Raw genomic sequence first — 21,164 nt, forward strand, 5'->3', positions numbered from 1 at the left:
CAGCCTCCTGCTCCTTGATCATCCCGATGATCTGCTCCTCGGTGAAACGGCTCTTCCTCATTCCTCTGCTCCTTCCTTGGGGCAGACTCTACATCAAAGCGAGGGAGCCAACCGGGGGCAGGTCAGGTTTTGCCAACGCTCAGTCGGCATATCGCGAGGGGAACAGCCGTTTCTGGTAAAAAGCCGGCGGGCAGCGCCCAAGCTGAAAATGCTGGAAATCGCTCGGTACGCTGATAGCTTCGCGTTGTGGAACTGATCTTCGTGAAGCGCGCCGGGAAATTTGATGAACTCACCGTTGTGAGGGAAGACGGCGTTTCGGAAACAATCTCCTGCCCGAAGCAGGGAATCATCCCCCACGACATGGCTCACTATGCGGTGGAGAGCGTGCTTGCGCATCGAGGGTTCCTGTCGCTCGTGCAGGATGGACTTCGGGCTGATTTCGCAGCGCAGGGTGGCGACAGCGAAGCCGCAATCGAGCGCTTGGTCGAGACATTCCAAGCCGAGATGTGGGGCGGTCGTGTGCCCGTCACGGACTTGATTGCGACCTATGAGCATGCGTGTGAAGCTCGGGGGCACAGCGTTGCACCGATTTCGGCGGAGGATGTGGAAGCGATTCGAGATCGGCTTGATGACCTTTCTCGCCGCTGGTCCGCTCTGGCGCTGAACGAGCAGCTCAAGCTCGAATTCTAAAGCTGGCGGCAGCCGAAGGCGTCAAGGTCAGAAGCGTCGGTATATCCACGTCTCTCGGCGGGTCGACTGGCCGCCCCGGAATGAAACGGTCTGATCAAGCCGGGCAGTCTGGCTTCCGCGCCGCCCGCGCCGCCGCGACCGCCTGGAGGATGCGGATCGTCTGGTGTTCGGCCTGTGCCTTAAGGTGGCGCGGCGCGGAAACCCAGAGGTCCGGGTGATATTGCTTGAGCAGCGCGCGGCCCTTCGCCTCGACCTCCGCGCGGCTCGCATCCGGAGCGACTTCGAGGACGGCCCACCAGCACGCCTCCGCCACCACCGGCGGCGTTGCCGCAGCCTGCGCGCGGTCCGAGGCCTGCCGCTCCGCTTCGCGCCAGCCGAGCCGCGCCTTGCCCTCGCGCGCCAGCCGCAGCCGGTCGGCGGCGAAGATCCCCGTAACCGCAATCGCCACGCTGCCCCCGGCGACGAACAGCAGCGAGGCGAATTGCAGGCTCTGCCAGGGCAGCCCGGCGAGCCCATGCGCCTGCAATTCGCCATAGATCGCCGCGCAGACGATCCGCAGCGCGACATAGCCGGCGCTGATCGCCATCACCCAGCGCGCGCTATAGCCGATCGCGTTGAGCATCGCCTGCTTGACCCCAGAGGCAAGCGGCCGGCGCAGGCACAGCAGCAGCGCGCCCCCCATCGCGCCGATGCAGCCGGGCAGCACCCAGGCCTTGCCGAGATTGTAGAAGGCCGCGGTCGCGCCGAGCCAGCCGACCGCCCACCACAGGAACAGTCCCCACAGCGCATTGCCGCGCGCGAAATCATGCGCGCGAAAGGCACGCCCGACGCGCTCGCCGACCAGCCACCCGATGAGAAGATTCATGCCGTCCCCCTGGAGCGGCAGCCCTATCGAGCCTCCACCAACCGGGCGTGAACGGCCATGGTTAACCGCGCGGTGAGGCGATCGAGTTCCGGCCCGACCGCCCCACCCCGATCCGGTCAGCGCGGCGTGAGGGTAACCTTACCGAGCAGCCCCGATGCCTGCCCCGCCAGCGCCTGGACGATCAGCTCGACGGTGCGCTGGCCGCTCCCCGCCGGGAAGGCCGCCTCCAGCGGTGCGGGCGCGGCATCGGTCTTCTCGGCCAGCTTCTTGCCGTCGACCCACAATTCCGCACGCCCGCCGACGCTGGCGAAGCGCAGCGTGCCGCCGCCCGTGGCGATCCGCTTCCACGGCGTGAGACGGTTGTTGTAGACGCGCCAGCCCGGCTGCGGCTCGGCCGGGGTCGGCATCGCGCTGCGCAGGAAGGCCCAGCTGTTGTTGTCGGGCACCAGGCCCGGCCTGGGCTTGTCGGCCACGAGCCCCGAGCGGCGCCAGTCGCCCAGCACCATCAGCGGCGGGGTGACGCCCACCTGCGCGCGCGGGGCGATGTCAGCGCGGTCAATGGTCAGCAGTGCGGGCTTCAGCCCCTCGGCGCTCGCCTTGACGGTGATCTTGCCGCGGCCGGTCCCCGCCTGCACCAGGATCTGCGCGAGGCCGTTGAACAGCGAGCGGGCATTGCCCTTCTCCGGCTCGTGGCTGTTCGGATCGCCATTGCCGACACCGATGATCGCCGCGCCCTCAACCGAGAAGTGCGTCATCAGGTTTGCGGTCGGCACGTGCCGGCCCTTGGCGTCGACCGCGTCGATGGTGATCGGCTGCACGTCCTCGTCGTCGCCCGCCATCACCGTGCGTGCAGGCGTGAGCCGCAACGCGACCGGCTTGCCGACCGTCTCGTGCACCATCCGTGCGACGACCTTGCCGCCGCGCAGCGCCTGCGCCTCCAGCCGGCCGGGCGCATAGGGCAGCTGCCATTCATTGCCCTGCAGCCGATCGACCTTCTGCGTGCCGATCGCCTTGCCGTTGAGCAGCAGCGTCACGCTCTCGGCATTGGAGGCAACGAATACCTTGATGCTCTGCCCCTCCTTGCCCGGCCAGGTCCAGTGCGGCGCGAGCCACACCACCGGCGCATCGTCGATCCAGGCGGCGCTGTGGATGCCGAACGCGGTCTTGGGGAAGCCGCACAGATCCATGATGCCGAAGAAGCTGGCGATGGTCGGCCATGCATAGGGCGTCGGCTCGCCATGATAGTCGAAGCCGGTCCACACGAATCCGCCGGCGATGAACTCGCGCGCGGCGATCAGCTGCCACGCCTTGCGGTGGGTGTTACCCCACGCCGCCGCTTCGTCGTCATAGGAAGTGATCACGTGCTTGGCGGGATCGCTGGCGAAGGCGCCGCGGGTCTCGAAGGCGCTGGTATCCTCGGAGCTGGTGCTGGGCCGCGTCGGGTTCAGCGCGTGCCACTTGTCATACTCGCCCTGGTAATAGTTGAACCCCATCACGTCGACGACCGAGGAGACGTTCTGCGGATTGTAGAAGGACCCGTTCATCGCCGAGGTGACCGGCCGGCTGTCGTCGAGCTTGCGCACCGCGGCTTCCATCCGGCGGACCATCTCGATGCCCGCCTCGGTGCCCTGCATCGGCTCTTCGTTGAACACCGACCAGAGGATCACGCTGGGATGGTTGCGGTCGCGCCGTACCATCCAGCTGAGCTGGGCAAGGTAATCGGGGGCCGGGTTGAAGTGGCGGTTCTCGTCCATGACGAGGAAGCCCATCCGGTCGCACCAGTCGAGCAGCTCGGCGGTCGGCGCGTTGTGCGACATGCGGATCGCGTTGCACCCCATCGCCTTGAGCCGCTCGAGCCGCCAGCCGAGCAGCGCGTCATACTGCGCCACGCCGGTGCCGGCATGGTCCTGGTGGATGCACACGCCCTTGAGCTTGACCGGGTGATCGTTGACGAACAGCCCCTTGTCGGCATCGAAGCGGACGGTGCGGAAGCCGATGGGCGTGCGCCGCTCATCGATCAGCTTGCCATCGCGCAGCAGCCGGGTGTGGACGGTGTAGAGCGTCGGCGTCTCGACCGACCAGAGCTTGGGGTTGGCGAGCGACAGCGTCATCGCCAGCTCGGCGCGGTCGAGCACCGGCACGCTGCCTGCGGTGGTGGCGAAGGCGACCCGCTTGCCGCTCGGATCAAGCAGTTCGGCCTCGACCGCGACCGCCACCGGCGCGCGCTCGATATTGCCGGCGGTCACCGTCACCGGCACGTTCCAGCCGGTCTCCGTCTTGCGCGGATCGCAATGTACCCCGTCGGTGACGATCGACACCGGCCCGCGGCGCACCAGCCAGGCATGGCGGTAGAGGCCGGCGCCTTCGTACCACCAGCCTTCCATCGCCTCGGCATCGACGCGGATGGCGATGACATTGTCCTCGTCACCGAAGCGCGCGAACGGCGTCATGTCGATGAGGATGCTGGCATAGCCCGACCAGCTGTGCGCGACGACGCTGCCGTTCACCCATACGGTGGCGTTGGTGGCGACGCCGTCGAGGTGGAGTTCGATCGTCTTGCCGTGATCGGCAGGATCCAGCGTCAGGCGGCGGCGATACCAGCCGATCCCACGCTTGCGATAACCCTGCGAGACATTGGCGGTCTGTTCGAAGGGCTGGAACGAGGCCCAGTCGTGCGGCAGGCGCACTTCGGCCCATTCGCTGTCGTCGAAATCGCGCGCGGCGGCACCGCGGGCGTTGCCTGCCTTCACGCTGCCATAGGTATCGTCATGGTCCTTGAGCGGCGCCGGCAGCACGTCGCCCTGATGAAAGCGCCAGCCGCGCTCGATACGGGTGCGGGTGGGGTCGCCGTCGGGCAGGCGCGGCATCAATGCGGTCTTGGGCGCGGGCATCGGGAAGGCGTCGCCCTCCACCGCGCGCGCGGCCGCCTCGGCCTCGGGCAGTCCCAGCGAGGCAAGCGCCCCCAACCCCGCGCTGCCGAGCAGCAACTGGCGACGATCCATGCAGCAATCTCCAAAAATCAGGCAGGCAGGCGGCTCAGACGTCGCTGAGTTCCGCCACGAAATCATAGGCATCGCCCCGGTAATAGGAGCGTGTCACTTCGGCCGGGCGGCCGTCGCGCAGGAAAGCGCGGCGCTCGATCAGCAGGCCGGCATGGCCGGGATCGACGCCGAGCATCTTGGCATGCTCGCCGAGGAACGGCACCGCGCGCAAGCGCTGGAGCGCGCGCACCGGCCGGTTCCCGGCGGCTTCGAGCGCGGTGTAGAGCGAGTCCCCCACCGCATCGACCGAGGGCAGGCAGTAGCCGGCGATGGTCGAGAATTCGAGCGCCATCGGCTCGCCATCGGCGAAGCGGATGCGCGAGAAGCGCAGCACCGCCGCGCCCGGCGACAGGCCGAGCGCCATCGCTTCCTCGGGCGTGACCTGCCCCGTGGAGCGCGCGATCCAGTTGCTGCTGGCGGCGCGGCCGCGTGCGGCCATGTCCTCGGTGAAGGAGGAAAGCTTGGAGAAGCTCTTCTCGACGCGCTCGGCGACGAAGGTGCCCGCACCGCGGCGGCGCGTGAGCAGCCCTTCCTCGACCAGACCGCCGATCGCCTTGCGCACGGTGATGCGCGACACGTCATATTCGACGGCCAGATCGCGCTCCGGCGGGATCGCGTCGCCCTGGTTGAGGATCTTGCCGCTGATCGCCTCGCGGATCAGTTGCTGCAGCTGCAGATAGAGCGGCGACGGGTTGCCTTCGCGAAACCGGCCGATCTGGTCCGAAAACGTCATCATCTCTCCCCCTTGCCCGACACCGTTGCCAAAGCCCCGACAACCGTATCTACGGCAGGTTTCCCGCAGCGCGTACACGCGTTCCTACGGACTTACATTGGTACGATGATACCAACAGCCTCAACGGCATAGGTCAAGAGGCTAAATGCAAAGAACTATGTCCGTGTGCGCAAGCCTGTTGCCCGATAGGATCTAAATTGGTTACACCCTTGCTCCGGCCCCGTTCGGCGGCCGCGACAAGAGGGGAGTTTCCGATGCGTGCGTTCCTGAAAACGGCAAGGCATTCCGGCTGGGCGGCGCTGCTGCTGTCCTCGACCGCTTTCGCCCAGACCGTGCCGCCGCTCACCCCCCTCCCCGCCAGCGTGACGCTGGGCAAGGGCAGCTTCACCGTGGGCAACGGCACCGCAATCGCCGCGCCGGCAAGCGACACCGCCGCCGCCGCCGCAGCCAAGCTGCTCGCCGCGCATGTGAAGGTGGAGCGCGGCCTGACGTTGGGCGCCACGGGCACCAGCGGCGCGATCCGCTTCGAGCGCGATGCGAGCATCCAAGGCGCCGAAGCCTATCGCATGACCGTCGACGCCAAGGGCGTGCGCATCGCCGCCTCGGGCGATCGCGGGCTGCTCTATGGTGCGATGACGCTCGCCCAGCTGCTCAGCCCCGACCATGGCTTCGGCAAGCCGGTGAAGCTGCCGGCCCTGAACGTCGAGGACGCCCCCCGCTTCGGCTGGCGCGGGCTGATGCTCGACGTCGCCCGCCATTTCCAGCCGATCGAGTTCGTCTATGGCGTGGTCGATCAGATGGCCTCGGTGAAGCTCAACACGCTCCACCTCCACCTCACCGACGACCAGGGATGGCGGTTCGAGGTGAAGCGTTATCCGAAGCTCACCGAGATCGGCGGCTGGCGCACCCCGCCGAGCACCGGCGGCGCGCCCGGCCCCAAGGTCGGCGGCTTCTACACGCAGGAGCAGCTCAAGGCGCTGGTCGCCTATGCCGCCGAGCGCGGCGTGACCATCGTCCCCGAGATCGACCTGCCCGGCCACGCCCAGGCGCTGGTCGCCGCCTATCCCGAGCTCGGCATCTTCGGCGACCAACCCGAGGTGTCGCACGACTGGGGCGTCAATCCGTACCTCTTCAACCCGGGCCCGAAGGGCATCGCCTTCGTCAAGGAAGTGCTCGACGAGCTGATGGCGGTGTTCCCCGGTACCTATGTCCACCTCGGCGGCGACGAGGCGGTGAAGGACCAGTGGGAACGCTCGCCGGAAGTGCAGGCACAGATCAAGGCGCTCGGCCTGAAGGGCGAGAACGGGCTGCAGAGCTGGATGATCGACCAGTTCGGCGCCTATCTCGAACAGCATGGCCGCCGGCTGATCGGCTGGGACGAGATCCTCGAAGGCGGGTTGCCGAAATCGGCCTCGGTGATGTCGTGGCGCGGCGAAAAGGGCGCGGTGGAAGCCGCGAATCAGGGGCATGACGTGGTGCTGACCCCCGCCCCCACCCTCTATCTCGACAGCCTGCAGAGCGACCGCCGCGACGAGCCGCCGGGCCGCCTGTCGATCCAGACGCTGGCCGATGTCTACAAATACGAGCCGATGCCCGCCGGCATCGACGCGGCCAAGGCCAGCCATGTACTCGGCGCACAGGGCAATGCGTGGAGCGAATATCTGATCACGCCCTATCAGGTGCAGCACATGCTGTTCCCGCGCGCGGCGGCGATCGCCGAGATCACCTGGTCGGGCAAGGACAAGCGCGATTTTGGCGGCTTCGTGCAGCGCCTCCAGCCGCAGATGGCGCGCTGGCGCCGTTCGGGCATGGAAGTCGCCGACAGCGCCTTCGCAGTCGACTACAAGCTCCAGGGCACCCGCGGCGAAGCGCTGCGGGCCAACCAGGCCAAGGTGGCGCTGACCACCCAGACCGGGTTCGGCACGATCCGCTACACGCTCGACGGCAAGCAGCCGAGCCCCAAGTCGCCGGTCTACAAGGCGCCGCTGACGCTCAAGCCGGGCACGACGATCACCGCCGCCGCCTTCGACGCTGCGGGCGTAGCCACCGCGACGCCGCGTATCTTCGATACCAGCCGCACCGCGCTGCTCACCCGCACCAGCTCGGACATGGTCGCCTGCCCCAAGGGCGCGCTCGGCCTGCGCGTGCCGCTCAATTCCGAGGCGCAGGAGAATGCGCCGGTGTTCAACGTCAACCTGTTCGACACCTGCACCGCCTATCCGGCCGCGCCGCTGGACGTGGCGACCGGCTTCACGGTCGATGTCGCCCGCACGCCGCGCAACTATGGCCTGGCACACGACTTCAACAAGGTGCGGGCGCATTACAATGTCAGCACCTACGGCGAGCTGATCGTCCGCGCGCGCTGCATCGCCGCCGCCAAGGATCCTTCGGTCAAGCCGATCGTCGTCGCCACCTTCGTGCTGCCCGATCCGGCCAAGGCGCCGCAGCAGTTCCGCTTCTCCGGCAGCCTGCCCAAGCTGAGCGGCGACGAGGATCTCTGCTTCCAGTTTACCTCACCGCTCAGTGACCCGTTTTACACGGTCGAGCGCGTCGTGCTGACGGAGAATGCGAAGTGAAGGCCCGCGCGCTCGCCCTCCTCCCGCTCCTCGCACTGGTCACCCCCGCCTGGGCCGATCCGCGCCAGTCGGTGTCGCTCGACGGCGCCTGGCAGGTCCGCATCGACCCCAGCGACGCGGACGCCGCCAGGGCGCACCCGAAGGAAGCCGCCTGGTTCCCCGCCAAGGTGCCCGGCAGCGTCCAGCAGGATCTGATCGCGGCGAAGCGCGTGCCCGATCCCTACAAGGGCATCAACGAGGCGCCGATCCAATGGGCCGGCCTCACCCGCTGGCAGTTCCGTCGCACGCTCACCATCACCCCGGCGATGCTGGCGCGCGACCATCTCGAGCTGGTGTTCGACGGGCTCGACACCTTCGCCACGGTGACGCTCAACGGCCGCAAGCTGATCGAGACCGACAACGCCCATCGCCGCTGGCGGGTCGACGCCAAGCAGGCGCTCAAGGCCGGTGCGAACGAGCTGGTCGTCACCATCGCCTCGCCGATCAAGACGCTGCAGCCGAGGGTGCTGGCGGAAAAATTCCCGCTTCCCGGCGAATATGATTCCGCCTTCGGCGACGAGCCCAAGGGCAAGCAGACCTCGCCCTATATCCGCAAGCCCAAATATGATTACAGCTGGGACTGGGCGCCGCGTATCGTCAAGATCGGCCTGTGGCGGCCGGTGCGGCTGGAGGCCTGGGACGATGCCCGCATCGACGGCTTCCGCGTCGACCAGGAAGCGCTCAACCCCGCCGAGGCGCGGCTGGTCGCGCGCTGGAAGCTGCTCGGCGACCGCGCGCGTGCCGTCACCGTCCGCACCCGCATCACCGGCCCCGATGGCCAGACGGTCGAGGCGAGCCGCACGCTCACCCTCGCCGCGGGCGAGAACGCGGTCAGTGTGCCGCTGACGCTGGCCAAGCCGCAGCTCTGGTGGCCGGCGGGCTACGGCGCGCAGCCGCTCTACAAGGTCGAGGCCGTGCTGGAGGAAGACGGCGCGGTCAGCGACCGCGTGTCGCAGCGCATCGGCCTGCGCACCGTCGAGCTGATCACCCAGGGCGGCGGCTTCGGCTTCCGCGTCAACGGGCTGCCGATCTTCGCCAAGGGCGCGAACCTGATCCCGTTCGACATGTTCCCCAACAACGTGTCCGAAGCGCGGATGCGCCGCATGCTCACCGACGCGCGCGACACCAACATGAACATGATCCGCGTCTGGGGCGGCGGCTATTATCTCGACGACGCCTTCTACGCCGCGGCCGACGAGCTCGGGCTGATGGTGTGGCAGGACTTCATGTTCGGCGGCTCGGTCACCCCGCCCGACCCGGCGTTCCGCGAGAATGTCCGCATCGAGGCCGAGGAACAGGTCGCCCGGCTCCAGCCGCATCCGTCGATTATCGGCTGGAACGGCGGCAACGAGATCCTGTCGGGCTGGGAAAACTGGTCCGATCGCAAGGCGTTCAAGAAGAAGGTCGGCGCCGACGAACAGGAGCGGATCGGCGCCGGCATGGCCGTGCTGTTCGACCGCACGCTGCGTGACGCGGTGCTGAAGGAAGCGCCCGGCACCACCTATTGGCCGGGCTCGCCCTCGAACGACTATACCGGCCCGGTCGACACCGACGCCACCGGCGACCGGCATTTCTGGGATGTCTGGTCGGGCTCCAAGCCGGTCGAGAACTATCTCAGCGGCTGCGCCCGCTTCATGTCCGAGTACGGCTTCCAGGCGATGCCGAACCTGTCGACGATCCGCGGGTTCGCCGGCAACGGCCCGCTGGCGATCGACAGCCCGGTGCTCAAGGCGCACCAGAAGTTCCTGGCCGGCGAAGGAAACAGCCGCCTCCAGCTCTATCTCGACCAGCGGCTGCGCAAGCCCGCCGACTTCGCCGATCTCGTCTATCTCACCCAGGTGAACCAGATGCAGGCGATCGGCATGGCCGCGCGCCACCACCGCGCCTGCGCGCCGGTGACCATGGGCTCGCTTTACTGGCAGCTCAACGATGCCTGGCCGGCGATCAGCTGGGCGAGCATCGACTATGACGGCCAGTGGAAGCTGCTCCAGTACGAGGCACGCCGGATGTTCGCGCCCCAGGCGATCGTCGCCGAGCATAAGGACGGCGCCACCCGGCTCGCCGCGGTGTCCGACGCGACCAAGCTGATCGCAGCCGAATGGCGCGTGCGCGGCTTCACCATGGGCGGCAAGCCGCTGGGCACCAAGGCAGAGAAATTCGATCTCTCGCCGGGCGCGCTCGAACTCGCCAAGATCGCCGATGCCGACCTGTTCGGCACCGCGGCGCCCGCCGACAGCTATGCCGTCGCCGAGCTGTGGATCGACGGCAAGCCGGTCTCGCGCGTGATGCTCGAGCGATTGCTGCCCAAGGACATGGCCTACCCGGCCCCGCGCCTCTCCGTCCGCTGGCAGGGCAGGCAGGTGACCGTCACCGCCGGTGCGCTCGCCCGCGCGGTGATGCTCGATTTTGGCGCCACCGTCGCACAGCCGAGCGACAACGGCTTCGACCTGCTGCCCGGCGAGAGCCGCACCCTCACCGTCACCTCCGAGGCGAATGCTGCCACGCTCGCCCGCGCCCTTACCCTCCGTACGCTGGGACCCCGTTGATGCCCCTCCTTCCCCTGCTTCTCCTCGCTGGCGACCCCGATCCGGTCGCCGCCGCCATCGCCAAGATGACGATCGAGCAGAAGGCCGCGCAGCTCCAGAGCACCGCGCCCGCCGATCCCATAATCGGCCTTCCCGCCTATGACTGGTGGAACGAGGGGCTGCACGGCCTCGCCCGCGACGGCACCGCCACGGTCTTCCCGCAGGCGATCGGCCTCGCCGCGACCTGGGACGTGCCGTTGCTCCACAAGGTGGGCGATACCGTCGCCACCGAGGCGCGCGCCAAGTTCAACGCCAAGCCGGTCAGCGCCGATCGCAAGATCTATGAGGGGCTGACGATCTGGTCGCCCAACATCAACATCTTCCGCGATCCGCGCTGGGGCCGCGGCCAGGAAACGTACGGCGAGGATCCCTTCCTCGCTGGCCATCTCGCGATCGGCTTCATCCAGGGGTTGCAGGGGCCGGACCCGGCACACCCCAAGGTGCTCGCCACGCCCAAGCATTTCGCGGTGCATAGCGGGCCCGAGGCCGGCCGCGACGGCTTCGACGTCGATCCCAGCCCGCAGGACCTGGAATCGACCTACACCCCCGCCTTCCGCCTCGCGATCATCGAAGGCAAGGCGCAGTCGCTGATGTGCGCGTACAACTCGATCCATGGCACCCCGGCCTGCGCATCGGGCGGGCTGCTCAACGACAAGCTGCGCAAGGACTGGGGCTTTACCGGCCTCACCGTGTCGGACTGCGACGCGGTGGCCAACATCCACAGCTTCCACCATTATACCCTCGACGCTGCCGAGGCGGCCGCGGTCGCGATCAAGGGCGGCAACGACCTCAACTGCGGCAACACCTATGCCGCGCTTCCGCAGGCGGTGAAGCGCGGGCTGGTCAGCGAGGCGGAGGTCGACGTGGCGCTGAAGCGGGCGCTTGATGCCCGCCGCGCGCTCGGCATCGCCTTTGGCGGCGCCAACCCGTGGAGCAAGATCAAGCCCAGCGAACGCGGCACCCCGGCGCAGCGCGCGCTGGCGCTGGAAGCTGCCCGCAAGGCGATCGTGCTGCTCAAGAATGACGGCGACCGCCTGCCGCTCACGACCGGCGGGCGCATCGCGGTGATCGGCGCCAATGCCGACGATCTCGGCGTGCTGGAGGGCAATTACCACGGCACCGCCAAGGACCCGGTGACCCCGCTCGACGGCATCCGCCGCCAGTTCGGCGCGGACCGCGTCCTGTACGCGCAGGGCTCGCAGCTGGCCGAGGCCGGCGCGGTGATCATGCCGGAAACCGCCTTCCGCGCCGGCGGCAAGCCCGGCCTCAAGGCCGAATATTTCGCCTCGCCGACGGTGAGCGGCAGCCCGGTCGCCACCCGGCAGGACCGCCGGATCGACTTCAACTATACCCGCGCCGCGCCGCTGCCGGGGCTGAACCCCACCGGCTTCGCCGTGCGCTGGAGCGGCGAGTTCACGCCCCCGGGGGCGGGCGAGTATGAGCTTGCGATCGACATCCCCCCTTGCTGGAAGGATTGCACCACGCACGACGCCGTGCGGCTGTGGGTGGACGGCAAGCTGCTGCACGACGGCCCGCTCGGCAAGGCCCGCGTCTCGATGAAGGTGGCGAGCGACGGTCGTCCCGTGCCCTTCCGCATGGAAATAGACCATCGCAGCGAGGATTTCGGCGTCCGCCTGATGTGGCAGCCGCCGGCCGCGCCGATGCTCGCCCAGGCGCTCGAGGTCGCGAGGAACGCCGATACGATCGTCGCGGTGCTCGGCCTGTCGCCCGATCTCGAGGGCGAGGCGCTCAGCGTCTCGATCCCCGGCTTTGTCGGCGGCGACCGAACCGACATCGCCCTGCCCCGCCCGCAGCTCGAACTGCTCAAGGCACTGCGCAAGACCGGCAAGCCGCTGGTCCTGGTCCTCACCAGCGGCAGCGCGGTGGCGGTCGATCCGAGCCTCGCGGACGCGATCCTCGAAGCTTGGTATCCGGGCGAAGAAGGCGGCACCGCGATCGCCGAGACGCTGGCGGGCAAGAACAATCCCTCGGGCCGCCTGCCGCTGACCTTCTACACCTCGGTCGACGACCTGCCGGCGTTCGTGGACTATGGCATGAAGGAGCGCACCTATCGCTACTTCACCGGCAAGCCACTCTGGGGCTTCGGCCATGGCCTCAGCTACACCAAGTTCGCCTATGACAGCGTTGCGGTGAAGGCGGCCGGCCTCGGCCAGCCGGTGCAGGTCAGCGCCAGGCTCACCAATGCGGGCAACCGCAGCGGTGAGGAAGTGGCGCAGGTTTATGTCGTCACGCCCGACGCGGGCAAACCAGGCGGGTTCACCACGCCCGTGCTCCAGCGCCAGCTCGCGGGTTTCCAGCGCGCTTCGCTCGCGCCCGGCAAATCGGCGAGCCTGTCGTTCACGCTCGACCCGCGCAGCATCAGCAGCGTCGCGCGCGACGGCACCCGCCGGGTGCTGCCGGGCACCTATCGCGTGTGGATCGGCGGCGGCCAGCCGGGCGACGGCGCAGGACAATGGGCCGAATTCACCCTGAACGGCGACGCGCAGGTGCTGCCGAAATGATCGCCAAAATAATCGATCGTCGCACCCTGCTCGGCGCGGGCCTCGCGCTTGCCGCCACGCCCGCCTTCGCTGCGGACAAGCCGGACTTCATCAGCAAGCGCCCCGCGCCGGCCGACCGGCGCTTCGTCAGCAAGGCTGTCGAGCGCGAAATCGCGCGTGTTTCCAGCAAGATCGCCGACCCCAAGCTGCGCTGGATGTTCGGCAACTGCTATCCCAACACGCTCGATACCACGGTGAAGATGGGCGTGGTGGACGGCAAGCCCGATGCGTTCGTCATCACCGGCGACATCGACGCGCTGTGGCTGCGCGACAGCTCGGCGCAGGTGCGGCCCTATCTGCACCTCGCCCGAGAAGACGCCGATCTGCGCCGGCTCTATCAGGGCCTGATCGCCCGCCAGGCGCGGTGCGTCCTGCTCGATCCCTATGCCAACGCGTTCCTTGCGGATCCGCACGCCCACACCAAGCTGAGCTGGGCGCTGCACGACAAGACCGAGATGAAGCCGGGCGTCGCCGAGCGGAAATGGGAGATCGACAGCCTCTGCTATCCCATTCGATTGGCGCATGATTATTGGAAGGCGACCGGCGACACCTCGCCGTTCGACGCGCAGTGGGCGGAATCCGCGCGCACCATTATCCGCACCTTCCGCGAGCAGCAGCGCAAGCATGGTCCCGGCCCCTATCGCTTTCTGCGCAGCAGCGATCGTCCGACCGAAACGCTGATGCTCGACGGCTATGGCCCGCCCAGCCGCCCGGTGGGGCTGATCCATTGCGGATTCCGGCCCTCGGACGATGCGTGCATCTATCCGTTCCTGATCCCGTCCAATCACTTCGCGGTGACCGTGCTGCGCGAACTTGCCACACTTGCAATGGCAGCGCGTCAGGATTCCGCGCTTGCGAACGACGCGATGTCCCTCGCCGGTGAAATCGAGGCCGCACTGCGCGAATATGGCACGATGCGGCTGCGCGACGGGCGCGAGGTGATGGCGTACGAAGTGGACGGCTTCGGCAACGCGGTCTTCATGGACGATGCCAATGTGCCGTCGCTCTCGAGCCTCGCCTATCTCCGCTGCGTCGATCGGAGCGACCCGCTATGGCAGCGCACCGCCGCGGCGTGCTGGAGCGAGACCAATCCCTATTGGTCGCGCGGCAAGGTCGTCGAAGGCATCGGCGGACCGCATGTCGGACTTGGCCACGTCTGGCCGATGTCGTTGATCATGCGCGGTTTCAGCTATGACCGCGATGTGCGAACGCTTCGCAATATTCTGCGAATGCTTAGCACTAGCGACGCGGGCACGGGATTCATCCATGAGGCGGTCGACCAGAACGACCCGTCCAAATTCACCCGCGACTGGTTCGCCTGGGCCAATGGCCTGTTCGGCGAACTGCTGGTCCATCTCGCTGCGGTCCAACCCAAGCTGCTTCAGGAAGCGTTGTGATCCTCTCCCGCCGCCATCTGCTCGGCTCCAGCGCGATCGGCCTTGCCGCCGCTGCTTTACCGCGTTCCGCCGCGGCGACATCGCCGCGCCGCACTGCACCCAATCTGTTCATCGGCACCGGCGGCACGGGCCACACCTATCCGGGGGCGACATTGCCCTTCGGCATGGTGCAGCTGAGCCCCGATACGGGGGTCGAGCGCTGGGAGACCTGCTCGGGCTATTATCATAGCGACGGCTCGATCCTCGGCTTCTCGCACACCCACCTCTCGGGCACCGGCATCGGCGACATGCTCGATCTGCTCGTTGTCCCCGCTCGGGGACCGGTGGTGTTGCAGCCCGGCACCCGCGAAAAGCCCGAGACCGGCTATCGCCAGCGCTATCAGGACGAGCATGCCGAGCCCGGCTATTACCATGTCGCGCTCGACAACGGCGTGCGCGCGGAGCTGACCGTTACCGAGCGAACCGGTTGGCATCGCTATACTTTCCCGGCCGGCGCCGGGCATATCCTCCTCGATCTGTCGCATTTGGTGCTCGACAGTTCGGACAGCCCGCCGCTGATCGCCGACGCGTTGCTGGAAGTCGAGGCCGACGGCACGATCACCGGCCGGCGACAAGTTTTCCGCTGGGCCAAGGGTCGCAAGATCTTCTTCGCGCTCCAGCTCTCGCGCCAGCCCGATCGCATCACCTTCTACGGCGATGACGATGCCGAGCAGCCCGCCGGCAGCCGCCGGGTCACTGGTCGGAGACTCAAGGCCGTCCTGCACTATGCGGACGCAGGAAAGGCCCCGATTCTCGTGCGTTGCGGGCTTTCGGGCGTCGACGTCGCGGGTGCCCGCGCCAGTCTGGTCACCGAAGCGAGACATTGGGACTTCGATCGCACCCGCCGCGATGCCACCGCCCGGTGGCAACTGGCGCTCGAAGCCATCAAGGTCGAGGGCGGCACCGCCGACCAGCGTACCATCCTCAGTACCTCGCTGTACCACGCCCAACTCGCCCCGACGCTGTTTTCCGACGTCGACGGCCGCTATCCCGGCATGGACGGCCAGATCCACAGCGTGCCCAAGGGCGGCGCGGCCTACAGTACCTATTCGCTGTGGGACACCTATCGCGCGCTGCACCCCCTCCTCACCCTGATCGCGCCCGATCGCACCAAGTCGCTGGTCGATGACATGATCCGGCAGACCGCCCAGTCACCCTATGGCCCGCTCGTCTGGCCGCTCCAGGGCAAGGAAACTGGCACGATGATCGGCTGGCACGGCGTCGTGCCGCTCGCCGAGGCGCAGGCCAAGGGGATCGAGGCCGATTATGCCGCCGCATGGCCCGCGATTCGCCGCCGCAGCTTCGATTTCACCGCGCCCGACAAGGACAATAGCAAGGGCCGCGATCTCTACGATCGCATGGGCTATGTGCCTGCGGATAAATGGTTCGAGAGCGTCAGCCGGACGCAGGAATATGCCTATGACGACTGGGCGTCGTCCCATCTCGCCGCAGCGATCGGCGAAAAGGGCGATGCCGCGCGGCTGCGCGAACGCTCGGGCAACTGGCGCAACGTGATCGACAGCAGCATCGGCTTCGCACGTCCGCGCTTCGCCGACGGCAGCTGGTGGACGCCCTACGACCCCATCCAGCTCGGCCATATGCCCAAGCCCTGGTGGCGCGACTATACCGAGGCGAATGGCTGGCAGGCGACCTTCCTTAACCAGCACGACGTCTATGGGCTGATCTGGCACATGGGCGGCGACGCCAAGTTCGAGGCCAAGCTCGACGCGCTGTTCAACGCCCCCTCCACCCTGCCCGACAACGCGCCGCCGGATATTTCGGGGCTGGTCGGCCAGTACGCGCACGGCAACGAGCCCGATCAGCACGCGCCCTATCTCTACGCCTATGTCGGCGCGGCCTGGAAGACCCAGGCGATGGTGCGGCGGCTGTGCGTAGAGATGTACAGGAACGACCCCGACGGGATCATCGGCAACGACGATTGCGGCCAGATGAGCGCCTGGTTCGTCTTCTCGGCGCTGGGTTTCTATCCGGTCGACCCGGTCGAGGCGGCCTATGTGTTCGGCTCGCCGCTGTTCGAGCGGGCCGAGGTAACGGTCGGCAACGGGCGGAAGCTGGTGATCGAGGCGCCGGGCAACCGCGCCGACACGCCCTACGTCGCGGCGGTCACCTGGAACGGCAAGCCGTGGACCAAAAGCTGGATCGCGCACGCCGATCTGGTGAAAGGCGGCACGCTGCGCTTCACCATGTCGGCAAAGCCGAACCCAGCGTTCGGGCGCGCGCCGGCCGATCGGCCGCCCTCCAACGGCCGCACGCCCGCCTGATGTTGCTCGCCGCCGCGCTCCTGACGACGACGGCATCCTGCGTCGCCGCCGGCTCCGGCGGCGCCGTGGCGGCCGACCTGCTGCGTGCGCGGCTGGAGGAGCGGCACACGCCGTGCGCGCGGGTGCTGCTGGCGCCGCGAGACAGTGTTGAGGCAGCCCTCCCCGCTTCTCGGCGGGCGGCATGGCGCAAGGTCGCGCCGAGGTACCTGCCGCGCGAAGGTTTTGCCGTCCGCCGGATCGGCGACACGCTGGTGATCACCGCGCAGGGCGCGCGCGGGCTGGTCTATGGCGCGGGCTGGTATCTGCGGACCGGCGCGCGGCCACTGCACTACGACAGCGCGCCGGCGCGGCCGGTGCGGCTCACCCAGATCGGCTATCGCGCCAAGAACAACAGCTATGATGCCTGGACGCTGGCGATGTTCCGCCGCCGGATCGAGGATTTCGCGCTGTGGGGCGCCAGCGGCGTCCAGGTCATCGCGCCGGTCTCCGACGACGATGCCACCAGCCCGCTCTTCCCCGCCCCGCCGCTGGAGACGCTGCGCGGGATCGGCGACATCGCGCACCGGCTCGGCATCGACTTCGCGCTCTATTACCCGAACCTGCATGACTATGACACGCAGGCCGAGCGGGATGCCGAGTTGGGCCGCTTCCGCGCGCTGCTCGGCGCACTGCCGCGAGTGGATGCGCTCTACGTCCCCGGGGGCGATCCGGGCCATGCCGCGCCGGACCGGCTCTTCCCGCTGGTCGCCGACGAAGCCGCCGCCCTGCACGCACGCAATCCAGCCGCCGGCGTGTGGATCTCGACGCAGGGCTTCGACGCGGCGGGACTCGACGCCTTCTACGCCCAACTTGCGCGCCGCCCGCGCTGGCTGACCGGCATCTTCGCCGGGCCCCAGACGCGCGACCCGGTCGCCGTCCAGCGGCACCATCTGCCCGCCGGCTACCAGCTGCTGCTCTATCCCGACATCGCCCACACCATGCACGCGCAGGTGCCGGTCGATCGCTGGAGCCCCGCCTTCGCGCTCACCGAGGGCCGCGAGCCGATCAACCCGCGCCCGCGCGCGATGACGTCGCTGTTCCGCCATCTCGATCCCGGCAGCAGCGGCTTCGTCACCTATTCCGAAGGCGTGAACGACGATGCGAACCAGTTCCTCTGGTTCCGCCTCGGCTGGGACCCGCAGACCACGCCCGAAGCGTTTGCGCGGGACTATGCCACCGGTTTCGTCGGCGATCCCGAAACGGCAAAGGCATTGTTCGCACTCGAAGACAATTGGACGGGCGATCCCGCCGCGAACAGCAGCATCGATGCGACGCTGGCGCTGGTGGACGGTCTCAAGCCGGCCACGTGGGCCGATTGGCGGGTCGACGCGCTCCGCTACCGCGCGGTCTACGACGCGATCGTCCGCCACCGCCTGATCGCCGCCCGCGCCCGCCAGTCCGCCGCCCTTGCCGCCCCCGATGCCGCGACGGCACACACAAGGCTGGCCGAAGCCGATCCCGCGCCCGTGCCCGCGCTGCGCACCCGCCTCTTCGATCTCGCCGAGCGGCTGTGGCAGGGCGCAAGGCTCCAGCTCAGCGTAAAGCTGTACGGCGCCTCCAATGTCGAGCGCGGCGCCAATCTCGACCGCGTCGATGTCGATCTCAACGACCGCGTGTGGATCGAAAAGCAGCTTGCCACCCGCACCCCGGCGCAGCTCGCGGACTACGCGCGCGCGAAGGAAGGCGCGCTCTACGACGATCTCGGCGATCCCTGGAACGCGCCCCACCTCGCCCGCGGCAGCAGCGCCATCGCCGATCCACTGCGCTTCCACGGCGCCGTGGAAGGCATCGCCGATCGCACGCCAAACCAGGGCTGGCGGATGTCGTGGATCAGCTATGCCGAAAGCCTGTACGACGCCCCGCTGCGGCTCCACTATACCGGGCTCGACCCCAAACGCCGCTACCGCCTCGTCGCCACCTATGCCGGCGAGGACTATTGGCTACCGATGCGCCTCGTCGCCAATGGCAGCATCGAGCTTCACCCGCCGCTCGATCGCAAGACCAACCCGATGACGGTGGACATCCCCATCCCCGCTGCCGCCACGCGCGGCGGCACGCTCGATCTCGCCTGGACGCGGCCTGCCGGCATGGGCGGCAGCGGCCGTGGCCATCAGGTCGCCGAGACCTGGCTCATCCCCGAACCCCTCTCCGGAGAACGCAAATGACGACCCTTTCCCGCCGCGCGCTCGTCGCCGCCGGCATCGCCACCCCGGCGCTCGCCCATGCCGCGACCAGCGCCGCCGCCAGGACGCCCGCGCCCAAGCCCTATGGCGCCACGCCGTCGGCGCGGCAGTGGAAATGGCATCAGCGCGAGCAATATGCCTTCATCCACTTCTCGATGAACACCTTCACCGACAAGGAATGGGGCTATGGCGACGAGGATCCCAAGACCTTCAACCCCAGCGATTTCAACGCCGATCAGATCGTCGCGGCGGCCAAGGCGGGCGGGCTCAAGGGCCTGATCCTGGTGTGCAAGCACCATGACGGCTTCTGCTTGTGGCCGACCAAACTGACCGAGCATTGCATCCGCAACAGCCCCTACAAGAATGGCCAGGGCGATATCGTCCGCGAGATGTCGGATGCGTGCAAGCGCGCCGGGCTGCCCTTCGGCGTCTATCTCTCGCCCTGGGACCGCAACCATCCCGAGTACGGCCGGCCCGCCTACATTGCCTATTACCGCGCCCAGCTGACCGAGCTCTGCACCCAGTATGGCGAACTGTTCGAAGTGTGGTTCGACGGTGCCAATGGCGGCGACGGCTATTATGGCGGCGCGCGCGAGACGCGGAAGATCGACGCCCCGGCCTATTACAACTGGCCGTCGATCGTGGCGCTGGTCCACCAGCTCCAGCCCGATGCCTGCACCTTCGATCCGCTCGGCGCCGACATCCGTTGGGTGGGCAATGAGGACGGCGTGGCGGGCGATCCCTGCTGGCCGACCATGCCCAACCACCCCTATGTCCAGAGCGAGGGCAATTCGGGCGTGCGCGGCGGCGCGCTCTGGTGGCCGGCGGAAACCGACGTCTCGATCCGGCCGGGCTGGTTCTACCATGCCGACGAGGATTCGCGGGTGAAGAGCCCCGAACGGCTGGTGCAGCTCTATGACGAGTCGGTGGGCCGGGGCACCAATCTCAACCTCAACCTGCCGCCCGATCGCCGCGGCCGCATCGCCGACCAGGACGTGAAGATCCTCAAGAGCTTCGGCGACGCGATCCGCGCTACCTTCGCGACCGATCTCGCCAAGGGCGCGGTCGCGCATGCCAGCGCCACCCGGGGCGCGGCCTTCGCAGCGTCGCGGGTCCTCGACGGCAACCGTGAGACCTATTGGTCCACCCCCGACGGCACGACGACGCCGACGCTGACGCTCGACCTCAAGCCCGGCACCCGCTTCGACGTGATCCGACTGCGCGAATATCTGCCGCTCGGCGTCCGCGTGGCGCGGTTCGCGGTGGATGCCGAGATCGACGGCACCTGGCAGCAGCTCGCCGAGAAGCAATGCATCTCGGCCCAGCGCATCCTGCGGCTCCCCCAGCCGATTGCCCCGCGTCGCGTCCGGCTCCGCATCCTCGAGGCGCCCGCCTGCCCCGCGATCAGCGAGTTTGCGCTGTTCCGCTCGGTCGCGCCGGTGCCGGTCGCGCCGATCGTCTCGTCGGACCCGACGGTGATCGACACGCGCAACTGGAAGATCGTGAGCGCGCCCGGCACCGGCGCCGAAAAGCTCCTCGATCGCGACCCCGGCACGATCTGGACCGTGCCCGCCCCCAAGCCCGGCGCACCGGTGGAGGTGACCATCGATCTCGGCAGCGAGACCGCGCTGGCCGGCTTCAGCCTGACGCCGTCGCGCCACGTGATGACCGATGCCGCCCCGCCCAAGGGCTATACGGCCGAGGTCAGCATGGACGGCAAGGCCTGGCAGCCTGCCGCGGGCGGCGAGTTCAGCAACATCGCCTATGCGCTTTCCACCCAGCGCATCGGCTTTGCGCAGGCGCGCCCGGCCCGCTATCTGCGCCTCCGCTTCGCCGAGACCGCGCTGGCCGAGCCCAAGCTCGCCATCGCCGAGATCGGCGGCTTCACCGCGCCGCGCTGAGTCGATTACGGGCTGCAAGCGGGCCGGGGCGCGGGTGCTGCGCTCCGGCCCGTTGCGTTTGGGCAACATTGGACTCAAAAAACGTAACGGATGAGACCATCGGCTGTCATATATAAAACCAGTTTCTTTATTTGGTATTGTATACCGATGGGACCTATGACAGCATCCCTTCTGCGCGGTGACAGCAATGTGACGTCGCGTGCAACGAGGAGAGCGGCGCAACGGCGCTGCAT

The 21,164-nt window shown here is 68.1% G+C and carries 12 protein-coding genes; 9 read left to right on the top strand and 3 right to left on the bottom strand.

Going from position 1 to position 21,164, the window contains the following annotated elements; all coding sequences use genetic code 11:
* A partial coding sequence (locus tag CA234_RS24660) for a hypothetical protein (RefSeq protein WP_206431235.1) occupies positions 1–256 on the top strand: 256 nt, incomplete at its 5' end.
* A complete protein-coding gene (locus tag CA234_RS18240; RefSeq protein WP_126002408.1) occupies positions 247–690 on the top strand; it encodes a hypothetical protein in 444 nt (147 codons plus the stop codon). The genes CA234_RS24660 and CA234_RS18240, both read left to right, overlap by 10 nt.
* A 94-nt stretch (positions 691–784) precedes the next feature.
* Here CA234_RS18240 and CA234_RS18245 read toward each other — a convergent pair whose 3' ends face one another.
* The 3 genes from CA234_RS18245 to CA234_RS18255 form a co-directional block, all read right to left on the bottom strand.
* Positions 785–1,555, bottom strand: coding sequence for a J domain-containing protein (locus CA234_RS18245; RefSeq protein ID WP_126002409.1), 771 nt, complete (start codon positions 1,553–1,555; stop codon positions 785–787).
* A gap of 116 nt (positions 1,556–1,671) precedes the next feature.
* Positions 1,672–4,557, bottom strand: a complete 2,886-nt coding sequence (gene galA / locus CA234_RS18250; protein ID WP_126002410.1) for a beta-galactosidase GalA — start codon at positions 4,555–4,557, stop codon at positions 1,672–1,674.
* A gap of 34 nt (positions 4,558–4,591) precedes the next feature.
* The gene (locus tag CA234_RS18255) at positions 4,592–5,329 is read right to left on the bottom strand and encodes a GntR family transcriptional regulator (protein WP_125977764.1); all 738 of its coding nucleotides are present in this window, start codon (positions 5,327–5,329) and stop codon (positions 4,592–4,594) included.
* A gap of 254 nt (positions 5,330–5,583) precedes the next feature.
* On the opposite strand from CA234_RS18255, the gene CA234_RS18260 reads away from it, so the two are divergent.
* Genes CA234_RS18260 through CA234_RS18290 form a run of 7 tightly spaced genes read left to right on the top strand, consistent with a single transcriptional unit; the run spans position 5,584 to position 20,931 of the window.
* A complete protein-coding gene (locus CA234_RS18260) occupies positions 5,584–7,905 on the top strand; it encodes a family 20 glycosylhydrolase (RefSeq protein ID WP_126002411.1) in 2,322 nt (773 codons plus the stop codon).
* The gene (locus CA234_RS18265; RefSeq protein ID WP_126002412.1) at positions 7,902–10,490 is read left to right on the top strand and encodes a glycoside hydrolase family 2 protein; all 2,589 of its coding nucleotides are present in this window, start codon (positions 7,902–7,904) and stop codon (positions 10,488–10,490) included. The genes CA234_RS18260 and CA234_RS18265 overlap by 4 nt, the downstream gene beginning before the upstream one ends.
* On the top strand, positions 10,490–13,051 hold the full coding sequence (locus tag CA234_RS18270; protein WP_126002413.1) for a glycoside hydrolase family 3 C-terminal domain-containing protein: 2,562 nt from the start codon (positions 10,490–10,492) through the stop codon (positions 13,049–13,051). The genes CA234_RS18265 and CA234_RS18270 overlap by 1 nt, the downstream gene beginning before the upstream one ends.
* A complete protein-coding gene (locus CA234_RS18275) occupies positions 13,048–14,487 on the top strand; it encodes a glycoside hydrolase family 125 protein (protein WP_206431236.1) in 1,440 nt (479 codons plus the stop codon). Before CA234_RS18270 ends, CA234_RS18275 begins: the two co-directional genes overlap by 4 nt.
* Complete coding sequence (locus CA234_RS18280) at positions 14,487–16,808, top strand: GH92 family glycosyl hydrolase (RefSeq protein WP_126002434.1); 2,322 nt, start codon at positions 14,487–14,489, stop codon at positions 16,806–16,808. The genes CA234_RS18275 and CA234_RS18280 overlap by 1 nt, the downstream gene beginning before the upstream one ends.
* Positions 16,808–19,012 (top strand): hypothetical protein, encoded by a 2,205-nt coding sequence (locus CA234_RS18285; RefSeq protein ID WP_126002414.1) that lies wholly within the window; start codon positions 16,808–16,810, stop codon positions 19,010–19,012. Before CA234_RS18280 ends, CA234_RS18285 begins: the two co-directional genes overlap by 1 nt.
* Positions 19,009–20,931, top strand: coding sequence for an alpha-L-fucosidase (locus tag CA234_RS18290; RefSeq protein WP_126002415.1), 1,923 nt, complete (start codon positions 19,009–19,011; stop codon positions 20,929–20,931). Before CA234_RS18285 ends, CA234_RS18290 begins: the two co-directional genes overlap by 4 nt.
* The last annotated feature ends 233 nt before the right edge of the window (positions 20,932–21,164 follow it).

The organism is Sphingomonas sp. ABOLE (genome assembly GCF_003950455.1).
In the GTDB taxonomy this organism is placed as follows: domain Bacteria; phylum Pseudomonadota; class Alphaproteobacteria; order Sphingomonadales; family Sphingomonadaceae; genus Sphingomonas; species Sphingomonas trueperi.